The 23730-nt window shown below is 73.9% G+C and carries 21 protein-coding genes and 2 rRNA genes (1 of these 23 cut by a window edge); 2 read left to right on the top strand and 21 right to left on the bottom strand.

Features of this window, described 5'->3' with window-relative positions:
- From der to I4I82_RS29000, 7 genes are all read right to left on the bottom strand, one after another.
- Positions 1-1437 (bottom strand): ribosome biogenesis GTPase Der, encoded by a 1437-nt coding sequence (der, locus tag I4I82_RS29030; RefSeq protein WP_218592727.1) that lies wholly within the window; start codon positions 1435-1437, stop codon positions 1-3.
- Positions 1434-2093, bottom strand: coding sequence for a lysophospholipid acyltransferase family protein (locus tag I4I82_RS29025; RefSeq protein ID WP_218592728.1), 660 nt, complete (start codon positions 2091-2093; stop codon positions 1434-1436). Before I4I82_RS29025 ends, der begins: the two co-directional genes overlap by 4 nt.
- Positions 2090-2764: a (d)CMP kinase gene (gene cmk, locus I4I82_RS29020; protein WP_225922465.1), complete on the bottom strand. Its 675-nt coding sequence runs from the start codon at positions 2762-2764 to the stop codon at positions 2090-2092. The genes I4I82_RS29025 and cmk overlap by 4 nt, the downstream gene beginning before the upstream one ends.
- A gap of 139 nt (positions 2765-2903) precedes the next feature.
- The gene (locus I4I82_RS29015; RefSeq protein WP_172164008.1) at positions 2904-3680 is read right to left on the bottom strand and encodes a pseudouridine synthase; all 777 of its coding nucleotides are present in this window, start codon (positions 3678-3680) and stop codon (positions 2904-2906) included.
- Positions 3681-3689: 9 nt separating this feature from the next.
- Positions 3690-4346 carry an SMC-Scp complex subunit ScpB gene (gene scpB / locus I4I82_RS29010; RefSeq protein ID WP_372451503.1) on the bottom strand — a complete coding sequence of 219 codons (657 nt, stop codon included), beginning with the start codon at positions 4344-4346 and terminating at the stop codon, positions 3690-3692.
- Complete coding sequence (locus I4I82_RS29005; RefSeq protein WP_225920714.1) at positions 4286-5056, bottom strand: segregation and condensation protein A; 771 nt, start codon at positions 5054-5056, stop codon at positions 4286-4288. The genes scpB and I4I82_RS29005 overlap by 61 nt, the downstream gene beginning before the upstream one ends.
- A 76-nt stretch (positions 5057-5132) precedes the next feature.
- Positions 5133-6032, bottom strand: a complete 900-nt coding sequence (locus I4I82_RS29000; RefSeq protein ID WP_218592729.1) for an AAA family ATPase — start codon at positions 6030-6032, stop codon at positions 5133-5135.
- Positions 6033-6344: 312 nt separating this feature from the next.
- Here I4I82_RS29000 and I4I82_RS28995 point away from each other — a divergent pair, with 312 nt between their 5' ends.
- A complete protein-coding gene (locus I4I82_RS28995; RefSeq protein WP_218592730.1) occupies positions 6345-6623 on the top strand; it encodes a YrhK family protein in 279 nt (92 codons plus the stop codon).
- A gap of 11 nt (positions 6624-6634) precedes the next feature.
- On the opposite strand, the gene I4I82_RS28990 is transcribed toward I4I82_RS28995, so the two are convergent.
- Positions 6635-7549, bottom strand: a complete 915-nt coding sequence (locus I4I82_RS28990; RefSeq protein WP_226370310.1) for a site-specific tyrosine recombinase XerD — start codon at positions 7547-7549, stop codon at positions 6635-6637.
- 131 nt (positions 7550-7680) lie between these two features.
- On the bottom strand, positions 7681-8667 hold the full coding sequence (locus I4I82_RS28985; RefSeq protein WP_218592731.1) for an LLM class F420-dependent oxidoreductase: 987 nt from the start codon (positions 8665-8667) through the stop codon (positions 7681-7683).
- 51 nt (positions 8668-8718) lie between these two features.
- On the opposite strand from I4I82_RS28985, the gene I4I82_RS28980 reads away from it, so the two are divergent.
- The gene (locus tag I4I82_RS28980) at positions 8719-9213 is read left to right on the top strand and encodes a DUF1707 domain-containing protein (RefSeq protein ID WP_226370309.1); all 495 of its coding nucleotides are present in this window, start codon (positions 8719-8721) and stop codon (positions 9211-9213) included.
- A 10-nt stretch (positions 9214-9223) separates the two neighbouring features.
- On the opposite strand, the gene I4I82_RS28975 is transcribed toward I4I82_RS28980, so the two are convergent.
- The 12 genes from I4I82_RS28975 to I4I82_RS28920 form a co-directional block, all read right to left on the bottom strand.
- Complete coding sequence (locus I4I82_RS28975) at positions 9224-9787, bottom strand: NUDIX domain-containing protein (protein WP_225922462.1); 564 nt, start codon at positions 9785-9787, stop codon at positions 9224-9226.
- Positions 9788-9840: 53 nt separating this feature from the next.
- Positions 9841-11565: a CTP synthase gene (pyrG, locus tag I4I82_RS28970; protein WP_218593285.1), complete on the bottom strand. Its 1725-nt coding sequence runs from the start codon at positions 11563-11565 to the stop codon at positions 9841-9843.
- A gap of 102 nt (positions 11566-11667) precedes the next feature.
- The gene (locus I4I82_RS28965) at positions 11668-12570 is read right to left on the bottom strand and encodes a copper transporter (protein ID WP_218593284.1); all 903 of its coding nucleotides are present in this window, start codon (positions 12568-12570) and stop codon (positions 11668-11670) included.
- Positions 12567-13751 carry a putative cytokinetic ring protein SteA gene (gene steA / locus I4I82_RS28960; RefSeq protein WP_218593283.1) on the bottom strand — a complete coding sequence of 395 codons (1185 nt, stop codon included), beginning with the start codon at positions 13749-13751 and terminating at the stop codon, positions 12567-12569. The genes I4I82_RS28965 and steA overlap by 4 nt, the downstream gene beginning before the upstream one ends.
- Before the next feature lie 63 nt (positions 13752-13814).
- On the bottom strand, positions 13815-15629 hold the full coding sequence (gene recN, locus I4I82_RS28955; RefSeq protein WP_218593282.1) for a DNA repair protein RecN: 1815 nt from the start codon (positions 15627-15629) through the stop codon (positions 13815-13817).
- Positions 15630-15693: 64 nt separating this feature from the next.
- Positions 15694-16605 (bottom strand): NAD kinase, encoded by a 912-nt coding sequence (locus I4I82_RS28950; protein ID WP_218593281.1) that lies wholly within the window; start codon positions 16603-16605, stop codon positions 15694-15696.
- Positions 16602-17390 (bottom strand): TlyA family RNA methyltransferase, encoded by a 789-nt coding sequence (locus I4I82_RS28945; protein WP_218593288.1) that lies wholly within the window; start codon positions 17388-17390, stop codon positions 16602-16604. The genes I4I82_RS28950 and I4I82_RS28945 overlap by 4 nt, the downstream gene beginning before the upstream one ends.
- A 5-nt stretch (positions 17391-17395) precedes the next feature.
- Positions 17396-17581 carry a hypothetical protein gene (locus I4I82_RS28940; RefSeq protein ID WP_218596247.1) on the bottom strand — a complete coding sequence of 62 codons (186 nt, stop codon included), beginning with the start codon at positions 17579-17581 and terminating at the stop codon, positions 17396-17398.
- Positions 17578-18618, bottom strand: coding sequence for an HAD-IIA family hydrolase (locus I4I82_RS28935; RefSeq protein ID WP_218596246.1), 1041 nt, complete (start codon positions 18616-18618; stop codon positions 17578-17580). Before I4I82_RS28935 ends, I4I82_RS28940 begins: the two co-directional genes overlap by 4 nt.
- Positions 18615-20105 carry a hypothetical protein gene (locus I4I82_RS28930; protein ID WP_218594415.1) on the bottom strand — a complete coding sequence of 497 codons (1491 nt, stop codon included), beginning with the start codon at positions 20103-20105 and terminating at the stop codon, positions 18615-18617. Before I4I82_RS28930 ends, I4I82_RS28935 begins: the two co-directional genes overlap by 4 nt.
- 1542 nt (positions 20106-21647) lie before the next feature.
- Positions 21648-21764: ribosomal RNA gene (gene rrf / locus I4I82_RS28925) — 5S ribosomal RNA — on the bottom strand.
- Positions 21765-21910: 146 nt separating this feature from the next.
- Positions 21911-23730 (bottom strand): 23S ribosomal RNA (locus I4I82_RS28920); it runs 1295 nt beyond the window's last position.

Here is a 23730-nt window from a genome sequence, read left to right as displayed (position 1 = left end):
CTACTTGCGCGGACGCTTCTCGCGCACCCGGATCGACATCCGGATCGGCGAGCCGGTGAACCCGAACTCCTCGCGCAGCCGCCGCTCCAGGAACCGCCGGTAGCCCGCCTCGAGGAACCCGCTGGTGAACAGCACGAACGTCGGCGGGCGGGTGGCGGCCTGCGTGGCGAACAGGATCTTGGGCTGCTTGCCGGAGCGGACCGGCGGCGGAGTGGCGTTGACGACCTCGGACAGCCAGCCGTTGAGCCGTCCGGTCGGCACCCGCCGGTCCCACGACGCCAGCGCGGTGCGCAGCGCGGGTGCGACCTTGACGACCGACCGGCCCGTCAGCGCCGAGATGTTGACGCGCTCGGCCCAGCGCACGCGCACCAGGTCGCGCTCGAGCTCGCGCTTCATGGCGAGGCGGCGGTCCTCGTCGACGAGGTCCCACTTGTTGAACACCAGCACCAGTGCGCGCCCGGCCTCCTCGACCATCGTGATCACGCGCTGGTCCTGCTCGGCGATCGGCTCGCCCGCGTCGATGAGGACGACGGCCACCTCCGCCGCCTCGATCGCGGCCTTCGTGCGCAGGCTGGCGTAGTACTCCATGCCGCTCGCGGTGTTGACGCGCTTGCGCAGGCCCGCGGTGTCGACGAACCGCCACACCTCGCCGTCGAGCTCCACCAGGGAGTCGACGGGGTCGACGGTGGTGCCGGCGACGTCGTGCACCACCGAGCGCACCTCCCCCGAGACGCGGTTGAGCAGGCTCGACTTGCCGACGTTCGGCTTGCCCACCAGCGCCACGCGGCGCGGCCCGCCCGCGGTGCCCAGCCCGAGGTCGCGCGGGCTCTCCGGGAGGATCTCCAGGATGGCGTCGAGCAGGTCGCCCGAGCCGCGACCGTGCAGGCCCGACACCGGGTAGGGCTCGCCCAGGCCGAGGCGCCACAGGGCCGCGATGTCGGAGGTGAGCCGGTCGTCGTCGACCTTCGTGGCGCACAGCATCACCGGCACGTCGCCGCGGCGCAGCACCCGCGCGACGGCCTCGTCGGTGGTGGTCGCCCCCACCGAGGCGTCGACGACGAGCAGCACGGCGTCGGCCGTCTGCATCGCCATCTCCGCCTGCGCCGCCACCGAGGCCTGCAGCCCCTTGGCATCGGGCTCCCAGCCGCCGGTGTCGACGAGGGTGAAGCGGCGGCCGTTCCACAGCGCGTCGTAGGCGATCCGGTCGCGCGTGACGCCCGGGATGTCCTGCACGACGGCCTCGCGACGGCCCAGCAGGCGGTTGACCAGCGTCGACTTGCCGACGTTGGGGCGCCCGACCACGGCCAGCACCGGTGCCGGGACCAACCCCTCGGACTCGCCGTCGGCACCGTCGGCCAGATCGGCGTCGGTGAACTCGGACGGGTCCAGGCCCAACCGGCCCATCTCCGAGATGGTGTCGTCGTCGTACTCGCTCATGTCCTGCTCCGTAACGCATCGAGTTCTCGGACCATCCCGGCCAGCTCGGCCCGGACGGTCTCGGTGGCGGCGGCGAGTCCTGCTCGCCCACCACCTGCGGGGAGGTCCAGCGGTGGACCGAACAGCACGTCCACGCGCGGCCGGTGGCGGCGCCGCTCGCCCGGGCGGCGCCGGGTGCCCCGGCACACGACCGGGACGACGACCGCGCCCGCGGTCCGCGCGAGCCAGGCCGCGCCGTGCTGCGCGGCGGCCATGTCGCCGTCGCCGCGCGTGCCCTCGGGGAACACCCCGACGAGCCCGCCCTCGCGCAGCACCGCCAGCGCGGCCGTGAGCGGGCGGCGGTCGGGCGCCCCGCGGCGCACGCCCACCTGCCCGATCCGCGGCAGTGCCCGGCCCAGTGGGCCGTCGAACATCTCCTGCTTGACCAGGAACACCGCGCGGCGCCCGACCAGTCCGAACAGCAGCGGCCCGTCGACGAACGCGCTGTGGTTGGCGACGAGCACCACCGGGCCGGTGGCCGGCAACCGCTCACCGTGCTGCACGTGCACCCGGTAGAACGGCGTGAACAACCAGGTGCCGACCCACCGGGCCAGGTCGTGCAGCCAGGGCCACGCCCCCGGCGGGAGCTGCGTGCCCGGGACCTGCGCGCCGGTCACCGCACCAGGCCCCGCTCCCCCACCAGCCTGCGCAGCTCGTCGAGCACGGCGTCCACGCTCAGGTGGTCGGTGTCCAGGACGACGGCGTCGGCGGCGGCGGTCAGGGGCGAGGTGGTGCGGGTGGTGTCGAGGTGGTCGCGGCGGCGCACCGAGGCGAGCACCGTGGCCGCGTCGGCCCCGCGCCCGGCCTTGCGGTCCTGCGCGCCGCGCCGCGCCGCCCGGATCTCGTCGGAGGCGGTGAGGTAGACCTTGAGCGCCGCGTCCGGCGCCACGACGGTGCCGATGTCACGCCCTTCGACGACCATCCCGCCGTCGGCCTCGACGGCGTCGGCGATCAGCTCGCGCTGCCGCGCGACGACGAGCTCGCGCACCTCCGGGTGCGCCGACACCGCGCTGACCAGCCCGGTGACCGCCGCGCCCCGGATCTCGGCCTCGACGTCCTCACCGGAGAGCAGGATCCTGGGCGCCGACGGGTCGGTGCCCGACTCGATCTCCGCGCCCGCCGCGGCGGCGACGACCTCGGATGCCGGACTGTCGGCGTCGAGCCCCGCGCGCAGCACCGCGAGGGTGGCGGCGCGGTACATGGCGCCGGTGTCGAGGTAGGGAACCGAGCACTCGCGGGCCAGCCGGCGCGAGACGGTGGACTTGCCGGTGCCCGAGGGCCCGTCCATCGCGACGACCCCGTGCAGCCTGCCCACCACGTTCCCCGACCTCCCGGGCCCCGCGGCCCCCTTCGCTGACGGGCCCGTTCTCGGTGATCCGGACCAGCTGTCCATCATGCCCCGGAGCCGCGCGGCGGCCCCGGGCGGGCTACAGACCGACCTCGCTGTAGAGGTCGCCGACCTCGCGGCGGGTGAGCGCGCGGAACCGCCCGGGCCGCTGGTCGCCCAGCTGAACCGGGCCGACGGACGTGCGCACCAGGCGCTGCACCGGGAACCCGACCTCCTCGAGCAGGCGCCGCACCACGTGCTTGCGCCCCTCGTGGATCTTCAGCTCCACCATGGACCGGCCCGGGGTGGAGTCGACGAGCTTGAACGAGTCGACCACGACCGGCCCGTCCTCCAGGTCGACGCCCGAGCGCAGCCGCTTGCCCAGGTCGCGCGGGACCTGCCCCATCACCTCGGCGACGTAGGTCTTCTCGACCTCGTAGGAGGGGTGCATCAGGCGGTGGCCGAGGTCGCCGTCGTTCATGAGCAGCAGCAGGCCCTCGGTCTCGGCGTCGAGCCGGCCGACGTGGAACAGGCGGTTGCGCGGTTCGCCGGTGAAGTGCTCGGCCATGATGCCGCGCTCGACGATCAGGTCGCCGACGCTGGGCCGGCCGAGGTCGTCCGACATCGAGGAGAGCAGCCCGCGCGGCTTGTTCAGCGCGAGGTACACCATGTCCTCGTTGAGCACGATCCGCGAGCCGTCGACGTGCACGACCGCGGTGGCCGGGTCGATCCGCCTGCCCATCTCGCGGACGGTCTTGCCGTCGACGCTGACGCGGCCCTGCGCGATCATCTCCTCCGACGCGCGCCGCGACGCCACACCGGCCTGGGCCAGCACCTTCTGCAGTCGTACGCCGTCACGGTCTTCGCTGGGGTTCACGGTCCTACTTCACATGTCGTCGATCGAGTCCACATCGGGCAGCAGCGGGGCGAGCGGGGGCAGATCCTCCACCGAGGACAGCCCCAGCCGCTCCAGGAACAGCTCGGTGGTGCGGAACAGGGTGCCCTGCGTCGCGCCGTCGATGCCGGCCTCCTGCACCAGCCCGCGACTCACCAGGGTACGCAGCACCCCGTCGCAGTTCACGCCGCGCACCGCCGAGACGCGCGCCCGGGTCACCGGCTGCCGGTAGGCGATCACCGCGAGGGTCTCCAGCGCGGCGCGGGTGAGCTTCGCGCGCTGCCCGTCGAGCAGCAGCCGCTCGACGTAGGGGGCGTAGGCGTCGCGGGTGTAGAAGCGCCAACCGCCACCGACGTGGCGCAGGTCGATGCCGCGCCGCGCGTCGGCGTAGCCACGGGCCAGGCGCACCAGCGCCTCGGTCACTCGCACGACCGGCAGCCCCAGCGCCAGGGCCAGCGACTCGGCCTCCGTCGGGGCGTCGACGACGAGCAGCAGCGCCTCCAGCGCCGAGTCGAGCTCGTCGTCGTCGACGAGGACGAGCTCCCCGGCCTCCCCCGACCCGGCCTCCTGGGCGGCGTCCGGGTCCGTCACGGCGTCCACCGCACCGTCAGCTCCCCGAACGGCTCGGGCTGGTCCAGCTCGACGCAGGCCCCGCGGAACAGGTCGAGCACGGCCAGGAACCGGGCGACGACCTCGATCGGCGCCACGCAGTCGGCCGTGAGCACCGCGAACGTGGCGACGCCCAGCTCGGCCAGCCGCGCGCGCAGCAGCTCGGCGTGCTCGGACACCGACACCTCGTGCAGGTGCAGGTGGCCCAGCCCCGGCCCCTCCGGCGGCGGCTTGGGCCGGAACACGCTGGCGGCGAGGTCGGCGAACGTCGCCGCGTCGACGCCGAGCAGCACCTCGGGCAGCAGCACCGCGAACCGCTCCTCGAGCGCCACCGACCGCGGGAACCGCCGCGCCGCGCCCTGCTCCAGCTCGACGAACAGCGAGGCCACCGCCTTGTACGCCCGGTACTGCAGCAGCCGCGCGAACAGCAGGTCGCGCGCCTCCAGCAGCGCCAGGTCCTCGGCGTCCTCGACCTCGGCGTCGGGCAGCAGCCGCGCCGCCTTGAGGTCGAGCAGCGTGGCCGCGATGACGAGGAACTCGGTGGTCTCGTCGAGGTCGGCGTCGTCGCCCAGGAACTTCAGGTGGGCGATGAAGTCGTCGGTGACGCGGTGCAGCGCCATCTCGGTGATGTCGAGCTCGTGCTTGCCGATCAGCTGCAGCAGCAGGTCGAACGGGCCCTCGAAGTTGTGCAGGCGGACGGTGAACCGCTGCGGACCCGACGGCGCCGCATCGTCGCTGACCAGGGTCATTCGCCCCGACCTCGCTCCGCTCGACGGGGCGAGCGACGCCGGTCGCTGCGTCCGATGGGCGAGCTCGCACGCTCGCTCACCGGGCGATGACCTCGCGCGCCAGCATCCGGTACGCCTCGGCGCCGTTGGAGTGCGGCGCCCACGTCGTGATGGGCTCCCCGGCGACCGTGGTCTCCGGGAACCGGACGGTGCGGTTGATCACCGCCTCGAACACGAGCCCGCCGAACGCCTCCACCACCCGCTGGCGCACCTCGCGGGTGTGCAGCGTGCGCGGGTCGAACATCGTGGCCAGTATCCCGAGGATCTTCAGCTCGGGGTTGAGGCGGTCCTGCACCTTCTCGATGGTGTCCATGAGCAGCGCGACGCCGCGCAGCGAGAAGAACTCGCACGCCAGCGGGATGAGGATCTCGTCGGCGCAGGCCAGGGCGTTGATCGTGAGCAGTCCGAGAGAGGGCTGGCAGTCGATGAGGACGACGTCGTAGCGGTCGAGCACCGGCTTGATGGCCCGGCCCAGCGCCTGTTCGCGCCCGACCTCGGTGACGAGCTGCACCTCGGCCGCCGACAGGTCGATGTTGCTGGGCAGCAGGTCCAGCCCCTCGACGCCGGTCTGCTTGATGACGTCCTCGACCTCGACGCCGCGCTCCATCAGCAGGTTGTAGACGGTCGTGTCGAGCTCGTGGGCCTGCACGCCGAGGCCGATCGACAGCGCGCCCTGGGGGTCGAAGTCGACGAGCAGCACCTTGCGTCCGTACTCGGCGAGCGCGGCGCCCAGGTTGATCGTCGACGTCGTCTTGCCGACGCCGCCCTTCTGGTTGGCCACGGCGATGATCCGCGCCGGGCCGTGCTGGGTCAGCGGGGCCGGTTCGGGTGCGTTCACGCGAGGTACCTCCCCCGGGTCGAGCGGCTCCTGCTGCGGATCCGGCTCGTCCTCGTAGTGCGGCTCCGGGCCGGGGACGAAGGGCCGCGGCGTGTCCATGCGGGCTCCGCTCTGTGACGGGGCGGCCCGTGGGGGCCGTTCCGCGCAGACTAGGAGGCGCCGACGACGACCGGCAACGCGCCCCGCCGTGTCACCGCCGTCTTTCGGCTGTACAGAGCCGACGGGCGACCGACGTTGCCGGGCGCTGCCCGTCCGGCGCCGGGTGGGTGTCGCGCAGGTCACCCCGGCTGCCCCGGGGGATGTGACCGGTCGTGGCGGGTACCCGGGTGGCGGTCAGCGGCGCGCCGACGCCGCCGCGGCCAGGACCGCCCGACGACGGCCGCGTGTCCGCCCGGGGCCGAGAGGAGCACGATGACCCGCACCGCCGTTTTCGACCCCCGCTCGGCGACCGCCAGCTCCCAGCACCGCGAGGTCTACGGCCGCTACCAGCGGATCTACACGGTCGTCGAGTTCGCCGCCGCCCTGGCGTTCGTGGTCGGCAGTGTGCTGTTCTTCTTCCCGTCCCAGCAGACCCCGGGCACGTGGTTCTTCCTCGTCGGGTCGGTCCTGTTCGCCGCCCGCCCCACGGTCCGGGTGCTGCGCGACTACCACCTGGCCCGCATCCCGCTGCCCGGCGACGCCACCTCGTAGGCGGCCGGCGCTCACGCCAGTGCGCGGGGGTGGCTGGTCGCGTAGACCTCGCGCAGGGCGTCGACGGTGACGTGGGTGTAGATCTGCGTCGTCGTCACCGACGCGTGGCCCAGCAGCTCCTGCACGGTGCGGACGTCGGCGCCCCCGGCGAGCAGGTGCGTGGCGAAGCAGTGCCGCAGGGTGTGCGGGGAGACGTCGGCCGTCAGCCCCGCCACCTCGGCGGCGCCGCGCAGCGCGTGCCAGGCGCTCTGCCGCGACAGCCGGGCCCCCCGGGCGTTGAGGAACAGCGCGGACGTGCCGCGGCCCTTCTCGGCCAGCGCCGGGCGCGCCCGCACCCGGTAGGCGTCGACGGCGGCCAGCGCGGGCCGCCCGACCGGCACGATCCGCTGCTTGCCGCCCTTGCCCCGCAGCAGGACCGTGCGCCCCTCGACGTCGAGGTCGTCGCGGTCGACGCCGACGGCCTCGGAGATCCGGGCGCCGGTGGAGTACAGGAGCTCCAGCAGGGCGCGGTCGCGCAGCGCGACCGGGCCGTCGCCGATGCAGCCCGCGAGCAGCTGGTCGACCTCGTCGACGCCCAGCGCGCGCGGCAGCGTCGAGGGCAGCGCGGGCGGGGTGACGGCGCGGGCGACGTCCTCGGGCACCAGCCCGTCGCGCGCGGCGAACCTGTGCAGCCCCCGCACGGCGGCCAGCGCCCGCCCCGCCGACGACGCCGCCAGCGGGCTCGGGCCGCTGCGCAGGGCCACCACGAACGCGCTGACGTCGGCCTCGCGCACGGCGGCGAGGTCCTCGGTCCCGAGGCCGGCGAGGTGCGCGGTGTAGCGCCGCAGGTCGGCCGTGTAGGACGCCACGGTGTTGGCCGCGCTCCCCCGCTCCACCGTCAGGTGGTGCAGGAACGCCTCCACCGCCGCACCGACCGCCACGCCCACCGCGCCATCATGCCGCTACCCGCCGTCCGTCCCGGTCCGCGCGGCCTGCGTGTCACGAGGCGGGATGGCCCGCGCGGAAGCGCGCGGCACCCGCCGGGAGCCGGGTGCGCGTCGAGCCGTCGGCAGTGGTGTCAGGCCAGCGCCGGGATGACCTCGCGCTCGAACAGCTCGATCCCCGACCGGTCGTAGGCGGCCTCGGCGAAGTTGAGGATCGCGTAGGTCATGCCGGCCTCCTTGAGTGCCGTCAGGTTCTCGATGATCTGGTCGGGCGTGCCGCACGCGGGTAGCCCGCGCACCGCGCCGAGGGAGCCCTCGGCCTTCTCCTCGCCGACGTGGGGCAGCATCCGCGCCTTGGCGTCCTGCATCCGCTGCTCGACCTCGGCCTGGTCCTTGCCGATGGCCACGTTGTAGTTGGCCGAGCGGACGATGGCGTCGAAGTCGGTGCCGACGGTCTCGCAGTGGCCCTTGAGCAGGTCGGACTTGCGCGTGAAGCCCTCGAGCGTGCCGTCGAAGTTGGTGTACCGCGCGTACTTCGCGGCGATCTTGAGCGTCACCTTCTCGCCGCCGCCCGCGATCCAGATCGGGATGCCGCCCTCCTGCAGCGGCCGGGGCTCCACGATGGCGCCGTCGACCTGGTAGTGCCTGCCGTCGAGCGTGGCCGACCCGGTCTCCCAGGCCTGCTTCATGATCTGCACGCCCTCGTCGAGCATCTGCAGCCGCTCGGGGCCCGACGGGAAGCCGTAGCCGTAGGCGCGCCACTCGTGCTCGTACCAGCCCGCGCCGATGCCCATCTCGATGCGGCCGCCGGAGATGATGTCGGCGGTGGCCGCGACCTTCGCCAGGTAGGCGGGGTTGCGGTAGCCCATGCTCGTGCACATCTGGCCCAGCCGGACCCGCTCGGTGACGGCGCCGAACGCCGACATCAGCGACCACGCCTCGTGCGTGGCCTGGTCGGTGGGGGTGGGCACGGTGTGGAAGTGGTCGTAGACCCACACCGACTCCCACGGGCCCGCGTCGGCGTGCTGCACGAGCCCCTTCATCGTGGACCACTGGTCCTTCGGGTCGATGCCGACGAGGTCGTGTCGCCAGCCCTGGGGAACGAACAGTCCGAATCGCATACCGGTCACGATCGCCGAGCCTAGAGCGTCCGGGCCGGTACCGTCGCGGGTGTGAGCACGCCCGAACCCCGGCGCATCCGCGTCGGTCACGCCGAGCGCGAGTGGGCGGTCACCGAGCTCGGCGAGCACCTCGCCGCGGGCAGGCTCGATCCCGACGAGTACGCCGAGCGCGCCGCCGCCGCGTACTCCGCCCGCACCGACGACGAGCTCGACGCCCTGTTCGCCGACCTGCCCCGGCCCCCCGCCGCCGTGGCCCCGGCGTCCTATCCCTCGCCCTACCCGGTAGACCGCCCATCCGACGCCCCCTACGGCGTCGACCACCGCACCGGCCTGCCGTTCTCCGACCGCAACAAGGTCGTCGCCGGCGTCCTGCAGCTGGTCCTGCCGTTCGGCGTCGGCCGCTTCTACAGCGGCCACCACGGCATCGGCGTGGCCCAGCTGCTGCTGTCGGTGTTCGGCATCGGGATCCTGTGGGCCTGGATCGACGGCATCGTGCTGCTCGCCGGGCACCCGACCGACCCTCACGGCCGGCCGCTGCGCACCTGATGCCCTCCCGTCAGGCCTTCCGGGCGGCGAACCGCGTCGGCCGGTCGGTCCACGGGGCGTCCGCGGGACGCGCGGCCGTCGGTGCCGCGGCCAGAACGTGCGCCGCGAGGACCGCCGCCACCGTGACGGCGTTGACGATCGTGCCCGCGAGCACCATCCGCACCGCCACCGGCATCGACACCCAGCGTGTCGTCAGGTCGGACTCCTCGTCGTCGCCCAGGTCGGGACGGCCGACCTCGGTGACGCCGCGGGCCAGGTAGACGCGCACCGACTCGTCGGAGAAGCCGGGCGAGGGCACGACGTCGATGAGCACCGACCACTCCGCGGCCGCGAGCCCGGACTCCTCGGCCAGCTCGCGCTGCGCGGTGAGCAGCGGGTCCTCGCCCTGCACGTCGAGCAGGCCCGCCGGCAGCTCCCACAGCCGGCGCCCGACCGCGTGCCGGTACTGGTGGATCATCATCAGCCGGTCGTCGGCGTCGAGCGCCGCGACCGCCACGGCACCCGGGTGCTCCAGGATCTCGCGTGTGGCCACCCGCCCGCCGGGCATGACGACGCGGTCCGAGCGCAGCGCCATGACGCGCCCCGCGTAGACGTCCTCGGTGCTCTCGACCGGGAAGTCGTGACGACTCACGCGCCCGCCCCGTTCACCGAGACCGACTCGCGCGCCGGCTCGTCGAAGGGCAGCAGGCCCTCCCCGCGGTAGCGCAGCGCCGCCTTGACGAACGCGGCGAACAGCGGGTGCGGCCGGGTGGGGCGGCTCTTGAGCTCGGGGTGGGCCTGCGTGCCGACGTAGAACGGGTGCGTCGACGCCGAGAGCTCGACGAACTCCACGAGCTTCCCGTCGGGCGAGGTGCCGCCGAACACCAGGCCGACCTCCTCGAGCCGGGACCGGTAGGAGTTGTTGACCTCGTAGCGGTGCCGGTGGCGCTCGGTGACCTCGCGGTCGCCGTAGGCCGCGGCGACGACGGTGCCCGCGCCGAGCGTCGCCGGGTAGGACCCCAGCCGCATGGTGCCGCCCATGTCGCGGTCGCCGGCGACGACGTCGCGCTGGTCGGCCATCGTGGAGATCACCGGGTGCGGGGTGCGCTCGTCGAACTCGGTGGAGTTGGCGTCGGCCAGCCCGGCGAGGCTGCGCGCGGCCTCGATCACCATGCACTGCAGGCCCAGGCACAGGCCCAGCGCCGGGAGGCCGCGCGTGCGGGCGTGGGTGAGCGCGCCCAGCTTGCCCTCGATCCCGCGGACGCCGAACCCGCCCGGGATCAGCACGCCGTCCATGCCCTCGAGCGCGGCGGCGGCCCCGGCCGGGGTGCGGCACTCGTCGGACTGCACCCAGACGATCTCCACGCGCGCCTTGTGCGCGAACCCGCCCGCGCGCAGCGCCTCGGTGACCGAGAGGTAGGCGTCGGGCAGGTCGACGTACTTGCCGACGAGCGCGATCCGCGCGGTCTCGTCGGGGTGGTGGACGCGGTCGAGCAGGTCGCCCCACACCGTCCAGTCGACGTCGCGGAAGGGCAGCGACAGCCGCCGCACCACGTAGGCGTCGAGGCCCTCGCCGTGCAGCACCTTGGGGATGTCGTAGATCGACGGGGCGTCCGCGCAGGCCGCGACGCCGTCGAGCTCGACGTCGCACATCAGCGAGATCTTGCGCTTCATGCCCTCGGGGATCTCGCGGTCGGCGCGCAGCACCAGCGCGTCGGGCTGGATGCCGATGTTGCGCAGCGACGCCACCGAGTGCTGCGTCGGCTTCGTCTTGAGCTCTCCCGACGGCGCGAGGTAGGGCACCAGCGAGACGTGCAGGAAGAAGCAGTTGTCGCGGCCGACCTCGTGGCGGACCTGGCGGACGGCCTCCAGGAAGGGCAGCGACTCGATGTCGCCGACCGTGCCGCCCACCTCGGTGATGACGACGTCGGGCGCGAGCCCGTCCTCGTCGGGCCCCAACGAATCGGGCTGGGCCATCGCGAGGATGCGGTCCTTGATCTCGTTCGTGATGTGCGGGATGACCTGCACGGTGTCGCCCAGGTACTCGCCGCGGCGCTCCTTGGCGATCACCGTGGAGTAGACCTGGCCCGTGGTCACGTTGGCCCGCCCGTGCAGGTTCCGGTCGAGGAACCGCTCGTAGTGGCCGACGTCGAGGTCGGTCTCCGCCCCGTCCTCGGTGACGAACACCTCGCCGTGCTGGAACGGGTTCATCGTGCCCGGGTCCACGTTGAGGTACGGGTCGAGCTTCTGCATGATCACCCGCAACCCGCGGGCGGTGAGGAGCTGGCCGAGGCTCGAAGCCGTCAGACCCTTGCCCAGCGAGGACGCGACCCCACCGGTGACGAACAGATGACGCGTCGCACGAGGCTGCACGGGTTTTCAGGTTACAGCGGTTCCCCCGCGACCGATCGGCGGGGCGCCCGGCTCACCCGAACGCGGCGCACCCCGTCCCCCGCTCCCCCGTCGCGACCGTCCTCAGGCGACCGGAGCGGCCCCGTCCGCGGCCGTCGCGGCCGACCCGTAGCGCCCGGCGCGCCCGTCCATCTGCTCGCGCAGGGCCAGCACCGTCGACACCTGCCCGGTGCCCGACTGCACGTCGTCGACGGTGGAGAGCGCGGCGGTCACGGTGGAGTCCGCGCGGGCCACTCCGACGGCGCCGGTGGCCTCGGCCGAGCCCGTGGTGCCGGCCAGCACAGCACCTGCGCCGCGCCGGTCGAGCTCCGCGGCCAGGCGGGCGACGACGGCGGCCGCGTCGGCGGCGTCGATGCCGGTCAGGGCCCCGCCGGTGAGCACGACGACGAGCGAGGCGGGCGCCGGGACGTCGCCTGCGGCCACGAAGCCCGCCGTGGTGAGGCCGGTGAGGACCGCGGCCGGGTCGCCGCCCTCCAGCAGCGCGCCGCCGAGCAGGCCGCCGAGCAGGCTGCCGGTGTCGGACGCGGCGGGGAGCTGGGCCCCGGTCGGGAGCAGGCCCGCGGTCAGCTCGCGGAGCTGGTCGGCGCGGGCCGGGTCGCCGACGGCGTCGGTGAGCGCGACCTCCCCGCTCACGGTCGCACCGGACTGCCCGAGCAGCGCGACGAGCCCGTCGCGCGACGCCGGGTCGGCACCCGCGGTGACGAGCGCGACGGCCTGCCCGTCGAGCAGGCCGCGGACGGCGGCGGGGCCGACGCGGCGGGCGAACTCGTCGGAGGCGCGGGCGGCGGCGGCGAGGTCGTCCCGCTCGGTCGTGAGCGTCTGCACCCGGGTGCCGAGATCGTCGCGCTGGGCGGAGACGGCCGACAGCAGGCGGTCGGAGACCCCGCTCGCCCCCAGGACGACACCCAGGGCCAGCGCGAGGAACACCGCGGCGATCGAGACCACGTGGTAGCGCAGGGAGATCATCCGAACCAGCCCCGGACGGTGCCGACGAGGCCGTTCCAGGCCTGGACGATCGCGTCGAGCACCGCGTCCCCCGCGTCGGAGACCAGGAGCGCGGCCACGACGGCCACCACCGCCGCGGCGATCATCAGCACGATCGCGCCGAGCGAGACGCGGCTGCGGTAGAGCGCCGCGATCACCCGCCCGTCGACCAGGATCCCGCCGAGCTGCAGGCGGGTGAGGAACGTGGAGGCGTTGCTGCCCGAACGACCGCGGTCGAGGAACTCCGCCATGCTCGCCGACAGCCCGACGGTGACCACCATCGACGCCCCGTGGTGCGCGGCCAGCAGCAGTGCGAGGTCCTCGGGGTTGCCCGAGCTGGGGAACGTGACGGCGCCGGTGCCGAGGTCCTGCACGCGGTGCAGGCCGGGGGCCTGGCCGTCGGAGAAGGCGGGGACGACGACGTCGGCGCCGCTGGTGAGCGCCTCGTTCGACACCTCGCCGGGGTTGCCGACGATGAGCGCGGGCGAGTGCCCGGCGGCGAGCAGCGCGTCGGCGCCCGCCCCGACGCCGACGAGCACGGGCCGGTACTCGCGGATGTAGTTGCGCAGCTTCGCGAGGTCGGCGACGTGGTCGTACCCGGCGGCGACGACGAGCACCTGCCGCCCGGCCAGCTCGACGTCGACCTCGGGCACCCCGGCGCCGTCGAGCAGCAGCGCGCGCTCGCGGCGCATGAACTCGATGGTGTTGGCGGCGAACGCCTCGAGCTGGTGGGTCAGCCCGGACCGGGCCTCGACCAGCGCGTCGGCCACCGAGTCGGCGTCCTGCTCGACGCCCTCGCCGACCTGCATCTCACCCAGGTAGAGCACGCCGTCGAGCAGGCGCAGCTTGCTGCCGTCGCGCACGGCGTGCAGCACCGCGTCGCCGACGGAGTCCACCAGCGGGATCCCGGCGGCGACCAGCACCTCGGGCCCGAGGTTGGGGAAGCGCCCCGAGATCGACGGCGAGGCGTTGACGACGGCGGCGACGTCGGCGGCCACCAGCGCGTCGGCGGTGGCCCGGTCGAGGTCGATCTGGTCGAGCACCGCGATCTCCCCCGCCTTCACCCGGCGCAGGAGGGCGTCGGTGCGGCGGTCGACGCGGGCGATCCCGGAGATCCCGGGCAGCTCGGGGCGAGTGCGGTGCAGCAGGCCGGACAACTTCATGCACGCACTGTGACACCGGGTGGACCGAGGGCCAGGAAGGCACGCCGGACCGTCACCCCAGCGTCACCGTGTCCGTGTGACGGCCCCCTTGCGCGCGGCGCCGCGCTTCGCCGTCGGCGCGCGGTCGGCCTCGCGGTGCGCGCGGGCCGCGCCGAGCAGCTCCTCGGCGTGGGCGCGACCGGTGTCGGTGTCGTCGAGCCCGGCGAGCATCCGGGCCAGCTCGACGATCCGGTCGCCCTCGGCCAGGGTGCGCACGCGGCTGCGCGCCCGGTCGGAGCCCGCACCGGTGGGCACCGACTTGTCGACGACGAGGTGCCGGTCGGCGTAGGCGGCCACCTGCGGCAGGTGCGTCACCACGATCACCTGGTGGCGCGCGGCGAGCCGGGCCAGGCGCCGCCCGATCTCCACCGCGGCACGGCCGCCGACGCCGGCGTCGACCTCGTCGAACACCATCGTCGGCACCGGGTCGGCCCCGGCCAGCGCCACCTCCAGCGCGAGCATCACCCGCGACAGCTCGCCGCCGGACGCGCCCTTGTGCAGCGGCTGCGGCGTGGCCCCGCCGTGCGCCACGAGCCGCAGCTCCACGTCGTCGACGCCGGTGGTGCCGGCGGTCAGCCGCAGCCCGCCGACCGTGAGCGCGTCGGGGGCGTCGGGCCCGGCCGGGCGCGGGCGCACGTCGACCAGCAGCCGGGCGTCGGCCATGGCGAGCCCGCCCAGCTCGGCGGTGGTGCCGGCGGCCAGGCGCTCCGCCGCCTCGACCCGCGCGGCCGTGACCTCCTCTGCGTGCCCGGCCAGCTCCTCGGCGAGCGCGTCGCGGCGCTCGGCGAGCAGGCCGAGCGTCTCCTCGGAGGTGTCGAGCCCGTCGAGGCGCCCGCGGGCCTCCTCGGCCCAGGCCAGGACCCCGTCGACATCGGCGGCGTACTTGCGGGTGAGCGCCTTGAGCTCGGCCTGGCGCGACAGCACCGCCGCCAGCCGCTCGGGGTCGGCGTCGAGCCGGCCCAGGTAGTCGGTGAGCTCGGCCCCGACGTCACCGAGCAGGGCCAGCACCTCCCCCAGGCGGGCGTCGAGCGCGGCGAGCTCGTCGTCGCCGGAGCCGGCGAGCCGGTGGCGGGCGTCGCCGATCAGCGCGAGCGCCGCGGGCGCGTCGGGATCGCCCTCCTCCGCCCCGACGAGCGCGACCTGCGCGAGCACGGCCACCTCGCGCAGCTCGTCGGCCGCGGCGAGGCGGCGCGCCTGCGCCTGGAGCTCGGAGTCCTCCCCCGGCTGCGGGTCGACCGAGCCGATCTCGGTGAGGCCGTGGCGCAGCAGGTCGGCCTCCTGCGCCATCCGCCGGGCCCCGTCGCGCCGCTCCACGAGCTCGACGGCGACCTTCTGCCACTCCGCCCGCACCGAGCGGTAGCGCGCGAGCGGGCCCGCGACCGCGTCGCCTGCGAACCGGTCGAGCAGGGCCCGCTGCTCGGCGGGGCGCAGCAGCCGCAGCTGGTCGTTCTGGCCGTGCACCGCCAGCGTGGCCTCGGCCAGGCGCGCGAGCACCCCGACCGGCACCGAGCGCCCGCCCAGGTGCGCCCGCGACCGCCCGTCGGCACCCACCGTGCGGACCGCGATGAGCGTGCCGTCCTCGTCGGCGTCGGCCCCCACCTCGTCGGCGACGGCCAGCGCGGCCTCCCCCGCCGCGAACCGGCCCTCGACGACGGCCCGCTTCGCGCCCTCCTGCACCCGCGACACGTCGGCGCGACCGCCCCCGAGCAGCGACAGCCCGGTGACCACCATCGTCTTGCCCGCGCCGGTCTCGCCCGTGAGCACGGTGAGCCCGGGATCGAGCTCGAGGGTGGCGTCGTCGATCACGCCGAGCCCCTGGATCCGCATCTCGGCCAGCATGGGTCGGAGGGTACGGGCGCCCCCCGACAGTCCCCGACGAGGAGGGCCGCCGCGGGTGGGACGGCTAGGGCTTCGGGGCCCCGCGCCACCCGCGGACGGGCAGGTCGAACTTGCGGACGAGCCGGTCGGCGAACGGCTGCCCGTCCAGGCGCACCATCCGCACCCCGTGCTCGCCGCGGGAGAGCTCCACGCGCGCGCCGGGCGGCAGCTCGACGGTCCGGCGGCCGTCGCAGTCGAGCAGCGCGGGCGGCCCGTCGGCGTCGATCTCCACGGCCACCGTCGAGTCCGGGGAGATCACCATCGGCCGGGCGAACAGCGCGTGCGCGTTGTTGGGCACCAGCAGCAGCGCCTCCACCTGCGGCCACACCAGCGGCCCGCCCGCGGAGAACGCGTAGGCGGTGGAGCCGGTGGGGGTCGCGCAGAGCACGCCGTCGCAGCCGAAGGCCGACACCGGCCGGCCGTCGACCTCCAGCACCACCTCGAGGATCCGCTCGCGCGTGCTCTTGGCGACAGCGGCCTCGTTGAGCGCCCAGGTGCGGGCCAGGACGTCGCCGTTGCGGCGGACGAGCGCGTCGAGCGTCATCCGCTCCTCGACCCGATAGTCGCCGGCGACGATCGCGTCGAGGGCGTCGCCGAGCGAGTCCTGCTCGGCCTCGGCCAGGAAGCCCACCCGCCCCAGGTTGACGCCGAGCAGCGGCACCCCCACCGGCCGGGCCATCTCCGCGGCGCGCAGCAGCGTGCCGTCGCCCCCGAGGACGAGGACGACCTCCGCGCCCTCCGCGCACCCCGGCAGCCCCTCGACGATCCGCGGCGCGAGCGACGCGGGCAGGTCGCCGTCGCCGACCTCGGCCCACTCGTCGCCGATCACGCGCGTCCGGACGCCGTCGACGGCGAGCCGGGACGCGACCGCCGCGGCCGTGCGCCGGTTCGTCTCCCGCCCGGTGTGCAGGACGAGCAGGACCTCCCGGGGCGTCACGCCGGCCCCTGCTCGACCGCGTGCGCGAGCACGTCGTCGCCGGCGTCCTCGCCGGTGCGGGCCAGCAGCAGGAAGTACTCGACGTTGCCCGACGGACCGGGCAGCGGGCTCGCCTGCGCCCCGCGCACGACCAGCCCGAGCGCCCGTGCGGCCGCCGCCACGTCGACGAGCGCGGAGCGCCGCAGCGCCGGGTCGCGCACGACCCCGCCGGACCCCAGCAACGCACGGCCCACCTCGAACTGCGGCTTCACCATCGGCAGCAGCACCCCGTCGGTGCAGGCCGCGAGCGCGGGCAGCACCGTGCGCAGGGAGATGAAGGAGAGGTCGGCGACGGTCACCGCCACGGTCCCGCCGATGTCGTCGGGGGTGAGCGCCCGGACGTTGGTGCGGTCGTGCACGTGCACGCGCGCGTCGCTGCGCAGCCGCCACACGAGCTGCCCGTAGCCGACGTCGACGGCCACGACCTCCGCCGCGCCGCGGTCGAGCAGCACGTCGGTGAAGCCGCCGGTGGAGGCACCCGCGTCGAGGCAGCGGGCGCCGGCCACGTCGACGTCGAGGGCGTCCAGGGCGCCGATCAGCTTGTGCGCGCCGCGGGAGGCCCACTCGCGCTCGCCGGTCTCGCGGACGACGACCGGGGTGTCGCGGTCGACGACGGTGGCGGGCTTGCCGGCCACCACCCCGTGCACGGCGACGAGCCCCTGCTCGATCAGCTCGGCCGCCTGCTGCCGCGACCGGGCGAGGCCCCGCCGCACCAGCTCCGCGTCCAGCCGGGCCCGGGTCACCACCCGCGTCACGCCGAGCCCGTGGCCAGCGCGTCGCCCAGCGCGGCGTGCACGCGCTCGTAGGCGTCGACGTGCTCCGCGAGCGGGCGCTCGGCCAGACCGTCCAGGCCGGCCATCGCCGCGGCGACGGCCGTGCGCGGGTCGGGCCCGCGCGGGTCGGCCGGGCGGGGGGGTCCCGGGATCGGGACGGTCATGGTCGGGCTCCGGCCGGGTCGGGGGTGTCGGCTCCCGCCACGGTAGCCGGGACGAGCCCCAGCTCGCCGAGGACCCGCACCGCCCCCTCTCCGGACGGTGAGACCCGCGCCGGTCCGCCGCCCGCGGCCCAGTGCGCCGCGCACAGGGCGCGCAGCGCGTCGAGCGCGTCGCCGTCACCGGAGAGCTCCAGTCCCCCGTCGGACGCCCGCACGTCCCACCCCGGGCGCGGCCCGGGCGCCAGCTCGTCGACGGGCAGCGCCAGCGCGGCCATGTCGGCACCGACGAGGTCCGGGCGCAGCGCGGGCGGGGCACCCAGCAGCTCGGTGGCGTCGGAGACGCCGGTGAGCACGAGCAGCGTCGTCATGCCGGCGGCGCGGCCGCCCTCGACGTCGGTGTCGAGCCGGTCACCGATCATCAGCGGCTCGCGCGCGCCCGACCGGCTCGCCGCCTCGTGCAGCAGCGCGGGCGCGGGCTTGCCCGCCACCTGCGGCTCCCGCCCCGAGGCCGTCCGCAGAGCGGCCACCATCGACCCGTTGCCGGGCAGCGGACCGCGCTCGGTGGGCAGGGTCGGGTCGACGTTGCACGCCACCCACACCGCCCCCGCCCGCAGCGCGACCGTGGCCTCGGCCAGCACCCGCCACCCCGTCTCCGGGTTGTGGCCCTGCACGACGGCCGCGGCCTCCGCGGCGTCGGCGGTGACGGTGAGGCCGACCCCCGTCACCTCCTCGGCCAGCGCCTCGGTGCCCACGACCAGCACCGCCGCGCCCGCCGGGAGCTGCGCGGCGAGCATCGTCGCGGCGGCCTGCGAGCTGGCCACGACCTCCCGCTCGGTCGCCGGGAACCCCAGCTCCGCCAGGTGCGCGGCCACATCGACGGGGCGGCGGGAGGCGTTGTTGGTGACGTACATCGTCGCCACCCCCCGCGCCTGCGCCGCCAGCACGGCCTCCACCGCCCCGGGCACCGCCACCGCACCGCGGTAGAGGGTGCCGTCGAGGTCGGCCAGCAGGACGTCGTGCCGGTCCAGCGGGGTGGTCATCGGGAGGTGCCGCCGTCCGTCCCGGCCTGATCCTCCTCGACGGCCGACTCCGTCTCGGCCGACTCCGTCTCGGCCGGCTCCTGCTCGGCCGGCTCGTCGATCGCGACTGCCTCGGCCGGTGCCTCCTCGGACACGGGCTCCTCGGACACGGGCTCCTCGGACACGGCGTCCTCGGCCGGCTCCTCGTCGGGGAGGTCGGCCACGTCCTCCACGCGCACGTCGTCCACCGCCACGTCGTCGACGGGCGTCTCGACCGCGACCTCCTCGGCCACCGCGACGGGCTCCCCGTCCTCGGCCGGCTCGTCGTCGACGGACCCGTCCACCGCGACCGTCCCGGGTGCGGCCTGGTCGGCAGCCTCCTCGACCTGATCGATGTCGGGCTCGTCGTCCGCCGGGTCGTCGGCGACCTGCGCGGAGGCCTCCACTGCGGCGTCCCCGTCGTCGACCCCGAAGGCGAAGTCGTCGGCGTCGTCCGGGTCCTCGCCGGTGAGCTCGGCGATGCGACCCATGGCGTCGGTCTCGCCCTCGGTGTCGGCCTCGGCCGCGTGCACGAACCACTGCAGCGCGTCGGACTCGCGCCCGGCGGCCAGCAGGTTGTCGGCGTAGGCGTAGAACAGCCGCGGGCTCCACGGCTCGCGCCGCGTCGGCTCGAGCTCGGGGCCCTGCAGTCCGACCACGGCGGCGTCGAGCTCACCGAGGTCGCGGCGCGCACCGGCCGCCACGATGGCCAGCTCGATCCGCTCCGCCGTGCCCAGCTCGGACGCCTCCGGCCCGCGCGCGATGTCGATCGCCCGCTCGGGACGTCCGAGGGCGCGCTCGATGTCGGCCATCACCGGCAGGTGCACCGGCCCGCCGCCCATCCGCCGCGCCGCGCGGAGCTCCGCGAGCGCCTCGGCCCACTCCCCCGCGTGGTACGCCGTGATGCCGGCGGCCTCGCGGACCACCGCGATCCGCGACGCACGCCGCCGCGCGTACCGCGCGTGCTCCAGGGCGAGCTGCGGGTCCTCCTCGACGAGGGTCCCCGCCGCGACCAGGTGCCGCGCGACGCTGTCGGCGGTGTCCTTCTGCAGCCCGCGCAGGTCGCGGCGGACCTCCGGGTCGAGTGCGGCCACCGTGAACTCGTCGCTCAGCGCCGGCTCGGCGACGAACGACGCCCGCGCCGACTCCGGCACGCCGGCCCGCTCGCGGTACCCGCCCGAGGCGGGGCGGCGGTCGTCGGAGCGGCGGTCACCCGAAGGGCGGTCCGGGCGGCGGTCGCCCGAGGCGCGGTCGCTGCGCCCGGTCCGCTCCGCGTAGGGGCGGCCCGCGGACGAGCCGCGGTCCGGGCGGTCCCCGGGCCGCGCCGGCCGACGATCCGCGCTGTCGCGCCGTGGTCCGTCGTCGCGGCGCTCCCGGTAGGGGCGGTCGGAGGCGGGCCGGTCCGACCCGATCCGGTCGGTACGGGGCCGGTCGGAGGCGGGGCGGTCGGAGCCAGATCGGTCGGACACAGGCCGCTCCGACCGCGGACGGTCCGAGCGGTCGTACGGCGGCCGGTCCGAGGCGGACCCGGACGTGGAGGGCCCGGACGTGGAGGGCCCGGACGTGGAGGGCCCGGCCGTGGACGACCGATCCGCAGCAGGACGGTCCGAGGAGGGCGGGGCGGACGCCGGGCGGTCCGACGAGGTGCGCGCCGGACGGTCGTCCCGACGGTCCCCTACCGGGCGGGACCCGGTGCGGTCGTCGTCGCGGCGCGGACCGCGGTCGTCGCGCCCGCCCTGGTAGCCGCCAAAGCGGCTGCCCGAGCCCTGGGAGCCACCCCGGTCGCCGCGGGGGCCCCGGTCGTCACGGCCGCCTCGGGAGCTGTCGTCCCGGGAACCCTGGTACCCAGAGCGCCGGTCGTCCCGGTTCCCCTGGTAACCGGCGCGACGCTCCTCGCGGTTGCCCGACACCGGGCCCGCGTCGTCGCGCGGTCCCTTGTTGCCGGAACCCTGGTACCCGGCTCCCCTGCTTCCCGATCCCTGGTCACCGGTGCCCCGGTAGCCGGAGTCGCGCCGGTCCGAGGACCCCTGGTAGCCGGACGAGCGCGGCCGGTCCGACGAGCCCTGGTAGCCGCCGGACCCTCCGCGGTCGGACGAGCCCCGGTACCCACCGGAGCCCGACGGGCGGTCGGACCCGCCGCGACGGTCGGACGAGCCGGAGCGTCCCCGATCGTCGCGACCCTGGTAACCGCCGCTGCGCCCACCCGAGCGGTCGTCGCGTGCGGGACGCCGGTCGTCGGGGCGGTCCGAGCGGGGTGCGAAGCCACCGCTGCGCGCCGGACGGTCCGAGCCACTCGCGCGGTCCTTGCTGTAACCACCCCGGCGATCGTCGGACCCTCCGCGACGGTCGTCCGTCCGGGCCGGACCGTCGAAGCGCCGGCCGGAGCCGCCGCGGGCGTCCGGACCCCCACCGCTACCGCCACCACCGCGGTAGCCGCGGTCGTCGCGCGGTCCGCGGTCGTCGCGCGACGATGCGCCGCGCCCACCGCGGTCGTCGTCACGCCGCGCCCCTCCGTGGGAGGGACGGTCGCCGCGCGAGCCGCGGTCGTCGTCCTTGCGGGGGTAGCCGCCACCGGAACGACCACCGGCGCCGTACCCGCCGCCCTGGGGCCGGTCGTCACGCCGCGGGCCGGCCGCGCTCGACCCGCGGTCCCCGCCGTACGCGCGAGCAGGACGGCGGTCGCCATCCTGCGCAGGACGCGCACCACCGTTCCGAGGTCGGTCGCCGTCACCGCGCGAGCGCGAGTCGGACCACCCGCTTCCCACGCCGCCGGAACCACCGGCACCACCACTGCGACGGGAATCGCCACGGGAATCACGGCCGGAACCGGATCCACCTCGCGACGGGTTTCCGCGTCGTTCTCCACCCGATCGATCTTGTCGTGCCGGGGAGCCGCCGCGATCATCCCGTCGCGGGCGGTCATCGCCGGAACCATCCGCGATACTCACCGACAGAGGATACAAAAAAGTGGGCCCCCGCCTGACGGCGGGGGCCCACAAATTCAGGTTTGATGTCGGCGGCGACCTACTCTCCCACACCCTGACAGGTGCAGTACCATCGGCGCTGGAGGGCTTAGCTTCCGGGTTCGGGATGGGACCGGGCGTTCCCCCTCCGCCATAACCACCGACAACACTATCTTCCAAGTGTCGTGCTGATCAAGCGTATGCAATTAATGGATGCGAAACACGACGACGAACCATCGCAGAACCCTTCGCAACCCGACCACACCGTAGTTGTGTGTTCAGGGTCGCACAGTGGATGCAAACAACTCGTCATGAACAAGCCCTCGGCCTATTAGTACCAGTCAACTCCACCCGTTGCCGGGCTTCCATCTCTGGCCTATCAACCCAGTGGTCTGCTGGGGGCCTTAACCACGCAAGGTGGTGGGAGACCTCATCTTGGAACAGGCTTCCCGCTTAGATGCCTTCAGCGGTTATCCCTTCCGAACATAGCCAACCAGCCGTGCCCCTGGCGGGACAACTGGCACACCAGAGGTCCGTCCGTCCCGGTCCTCTCGTACTAGGGACAGCCTTCCTCAAGTCTCCTGCGCGCGCGGCGGATAGGGACCGAACTGTCTCACGACGTTCTAAACCCAGCTCGCGTACCGCTTTAATGGGCGAACAGCCCAACCCTTGGGACCTACTCCAGCCCCAGGATGCGACGAGCCGACATCGAGGTGCCAAACCATGCCGTCGATATGGACTCTTGGGCAAGATCAGCCTGTTATCCCCGGGGTACCTTTTATCCGTTGAGCGACACCCCTTCCACCAGGTGGTGCCGGATCACTAGTCCCGACTTTCGTCCCTGCTCGACCTGTCGGTCTCACAGTCAAGCTCCCTTGTGCACTTACACTCAACACCTGATTGCCAACCAGGCTGAGGGAACCTTTGGGCGCCTCCGTTACATTTTGGGAGGCAACCGCCCCAGTTAAACTACCCACCAGGCACTGTCCCTGAACCAGATCATGGCCCGAGGTTGAGACACCCAATTCGACCAGAGTGGTATTTCAACAACGACTCCACAACCACTGGCGTGGCCGCTTCACAGTCTCCCACCTATCCTACACAAGCCGAACCGAGCACCAATACCAAGCTGTAGTAAAGGTCCCGGGGTCTTTCCGTCCTGCCGCGCGTAACGAGCATCTTTACTCGTAGTGCAATTTCGCCGAGTCTGTGGTCGAGACAGCGCCCAAGTCGTTACGCCATTCGTGCAGGTCGGAACTTACCCGACAAGGAATTTCGCTACCTTAGGATGGTTATAGTTACCACCGCCGTTTACTGGCGCTTAAATTCTCCGCTTCGCCCCGAAGGACTAACAGGTCCTCTTAACGTTCCAGCACCGGGCAGGCGTCAGTCCGTATACATCGTCTTGCGACTTCGCACGGACCTGTGTTTTTAGTAAACAGTCGCTTGGGCCTGGTCTCTGCGACCGGACACCGCTAGCCCGCAAGGAGCTTCACAGCAGCCGGTCCTCCTTCTCCCGAAGTTACGGAGGTATTTTGCCGAGTTCCTTAACCACAGTTCACTCGATCGCCTTAGTATTCTCTACCTGACCACCTGTGTCGGTTTGGGGTACGGGCCGCAACAGCACTCGCTAGAGGCTTTTCTCGGCAGCATGGGATCACTCTACTTCGCCTCAATCGGCTACGCGTCACCTCTCACCCTTATATGACACCCGGATTTACCTGGATGTCGGGCTACAGGCTTGCACCAGTACTACCATTCACTGGCGGAGCTACCCTCCTGCGTCACCCCATCGCTTGCCTACTACCGGATCGGGTCCCACGCTCCCCCAACAAACCAACCCGAAGGTCGGTAAGCGGGTTCGGATGGTTAGCATCACCGGCCTCAGCACGGACGCACTATCACGGGCACGGGAATATCAACCCGTTGTCCATCGACTACGCCTGTCGGCCTCGCCTTAGGTCCCGGCTCACCCTGGGCGGATTAACCTGGCCCAGGAACCCTTGGTCATTCGGCGGCAGAGGTTCTCACTCTGCATTCGCTACTCATGCCTGCATTCTCACTCGCACACCCTCCACGACTGGGTCACCCCGCCGCTTCACTGGATGCACGACGCTCCCCTACCCAACAC

The organism is Pseudonocardia oceani (assembly GCF_019263585.2).
In the GTDB taxonomy this organism is placed as follows: Bacteria; Actinomycetota; Actinomycetes; order Mycobacteriales; family Pseudonocardiaceae; genus Pseudonocardia; species Pseudonocardia oceani.
Note: the sequence above shows the minus strand (reverse complement) of the source record. Positions and strands in the feature narration are given on the sequence as shown.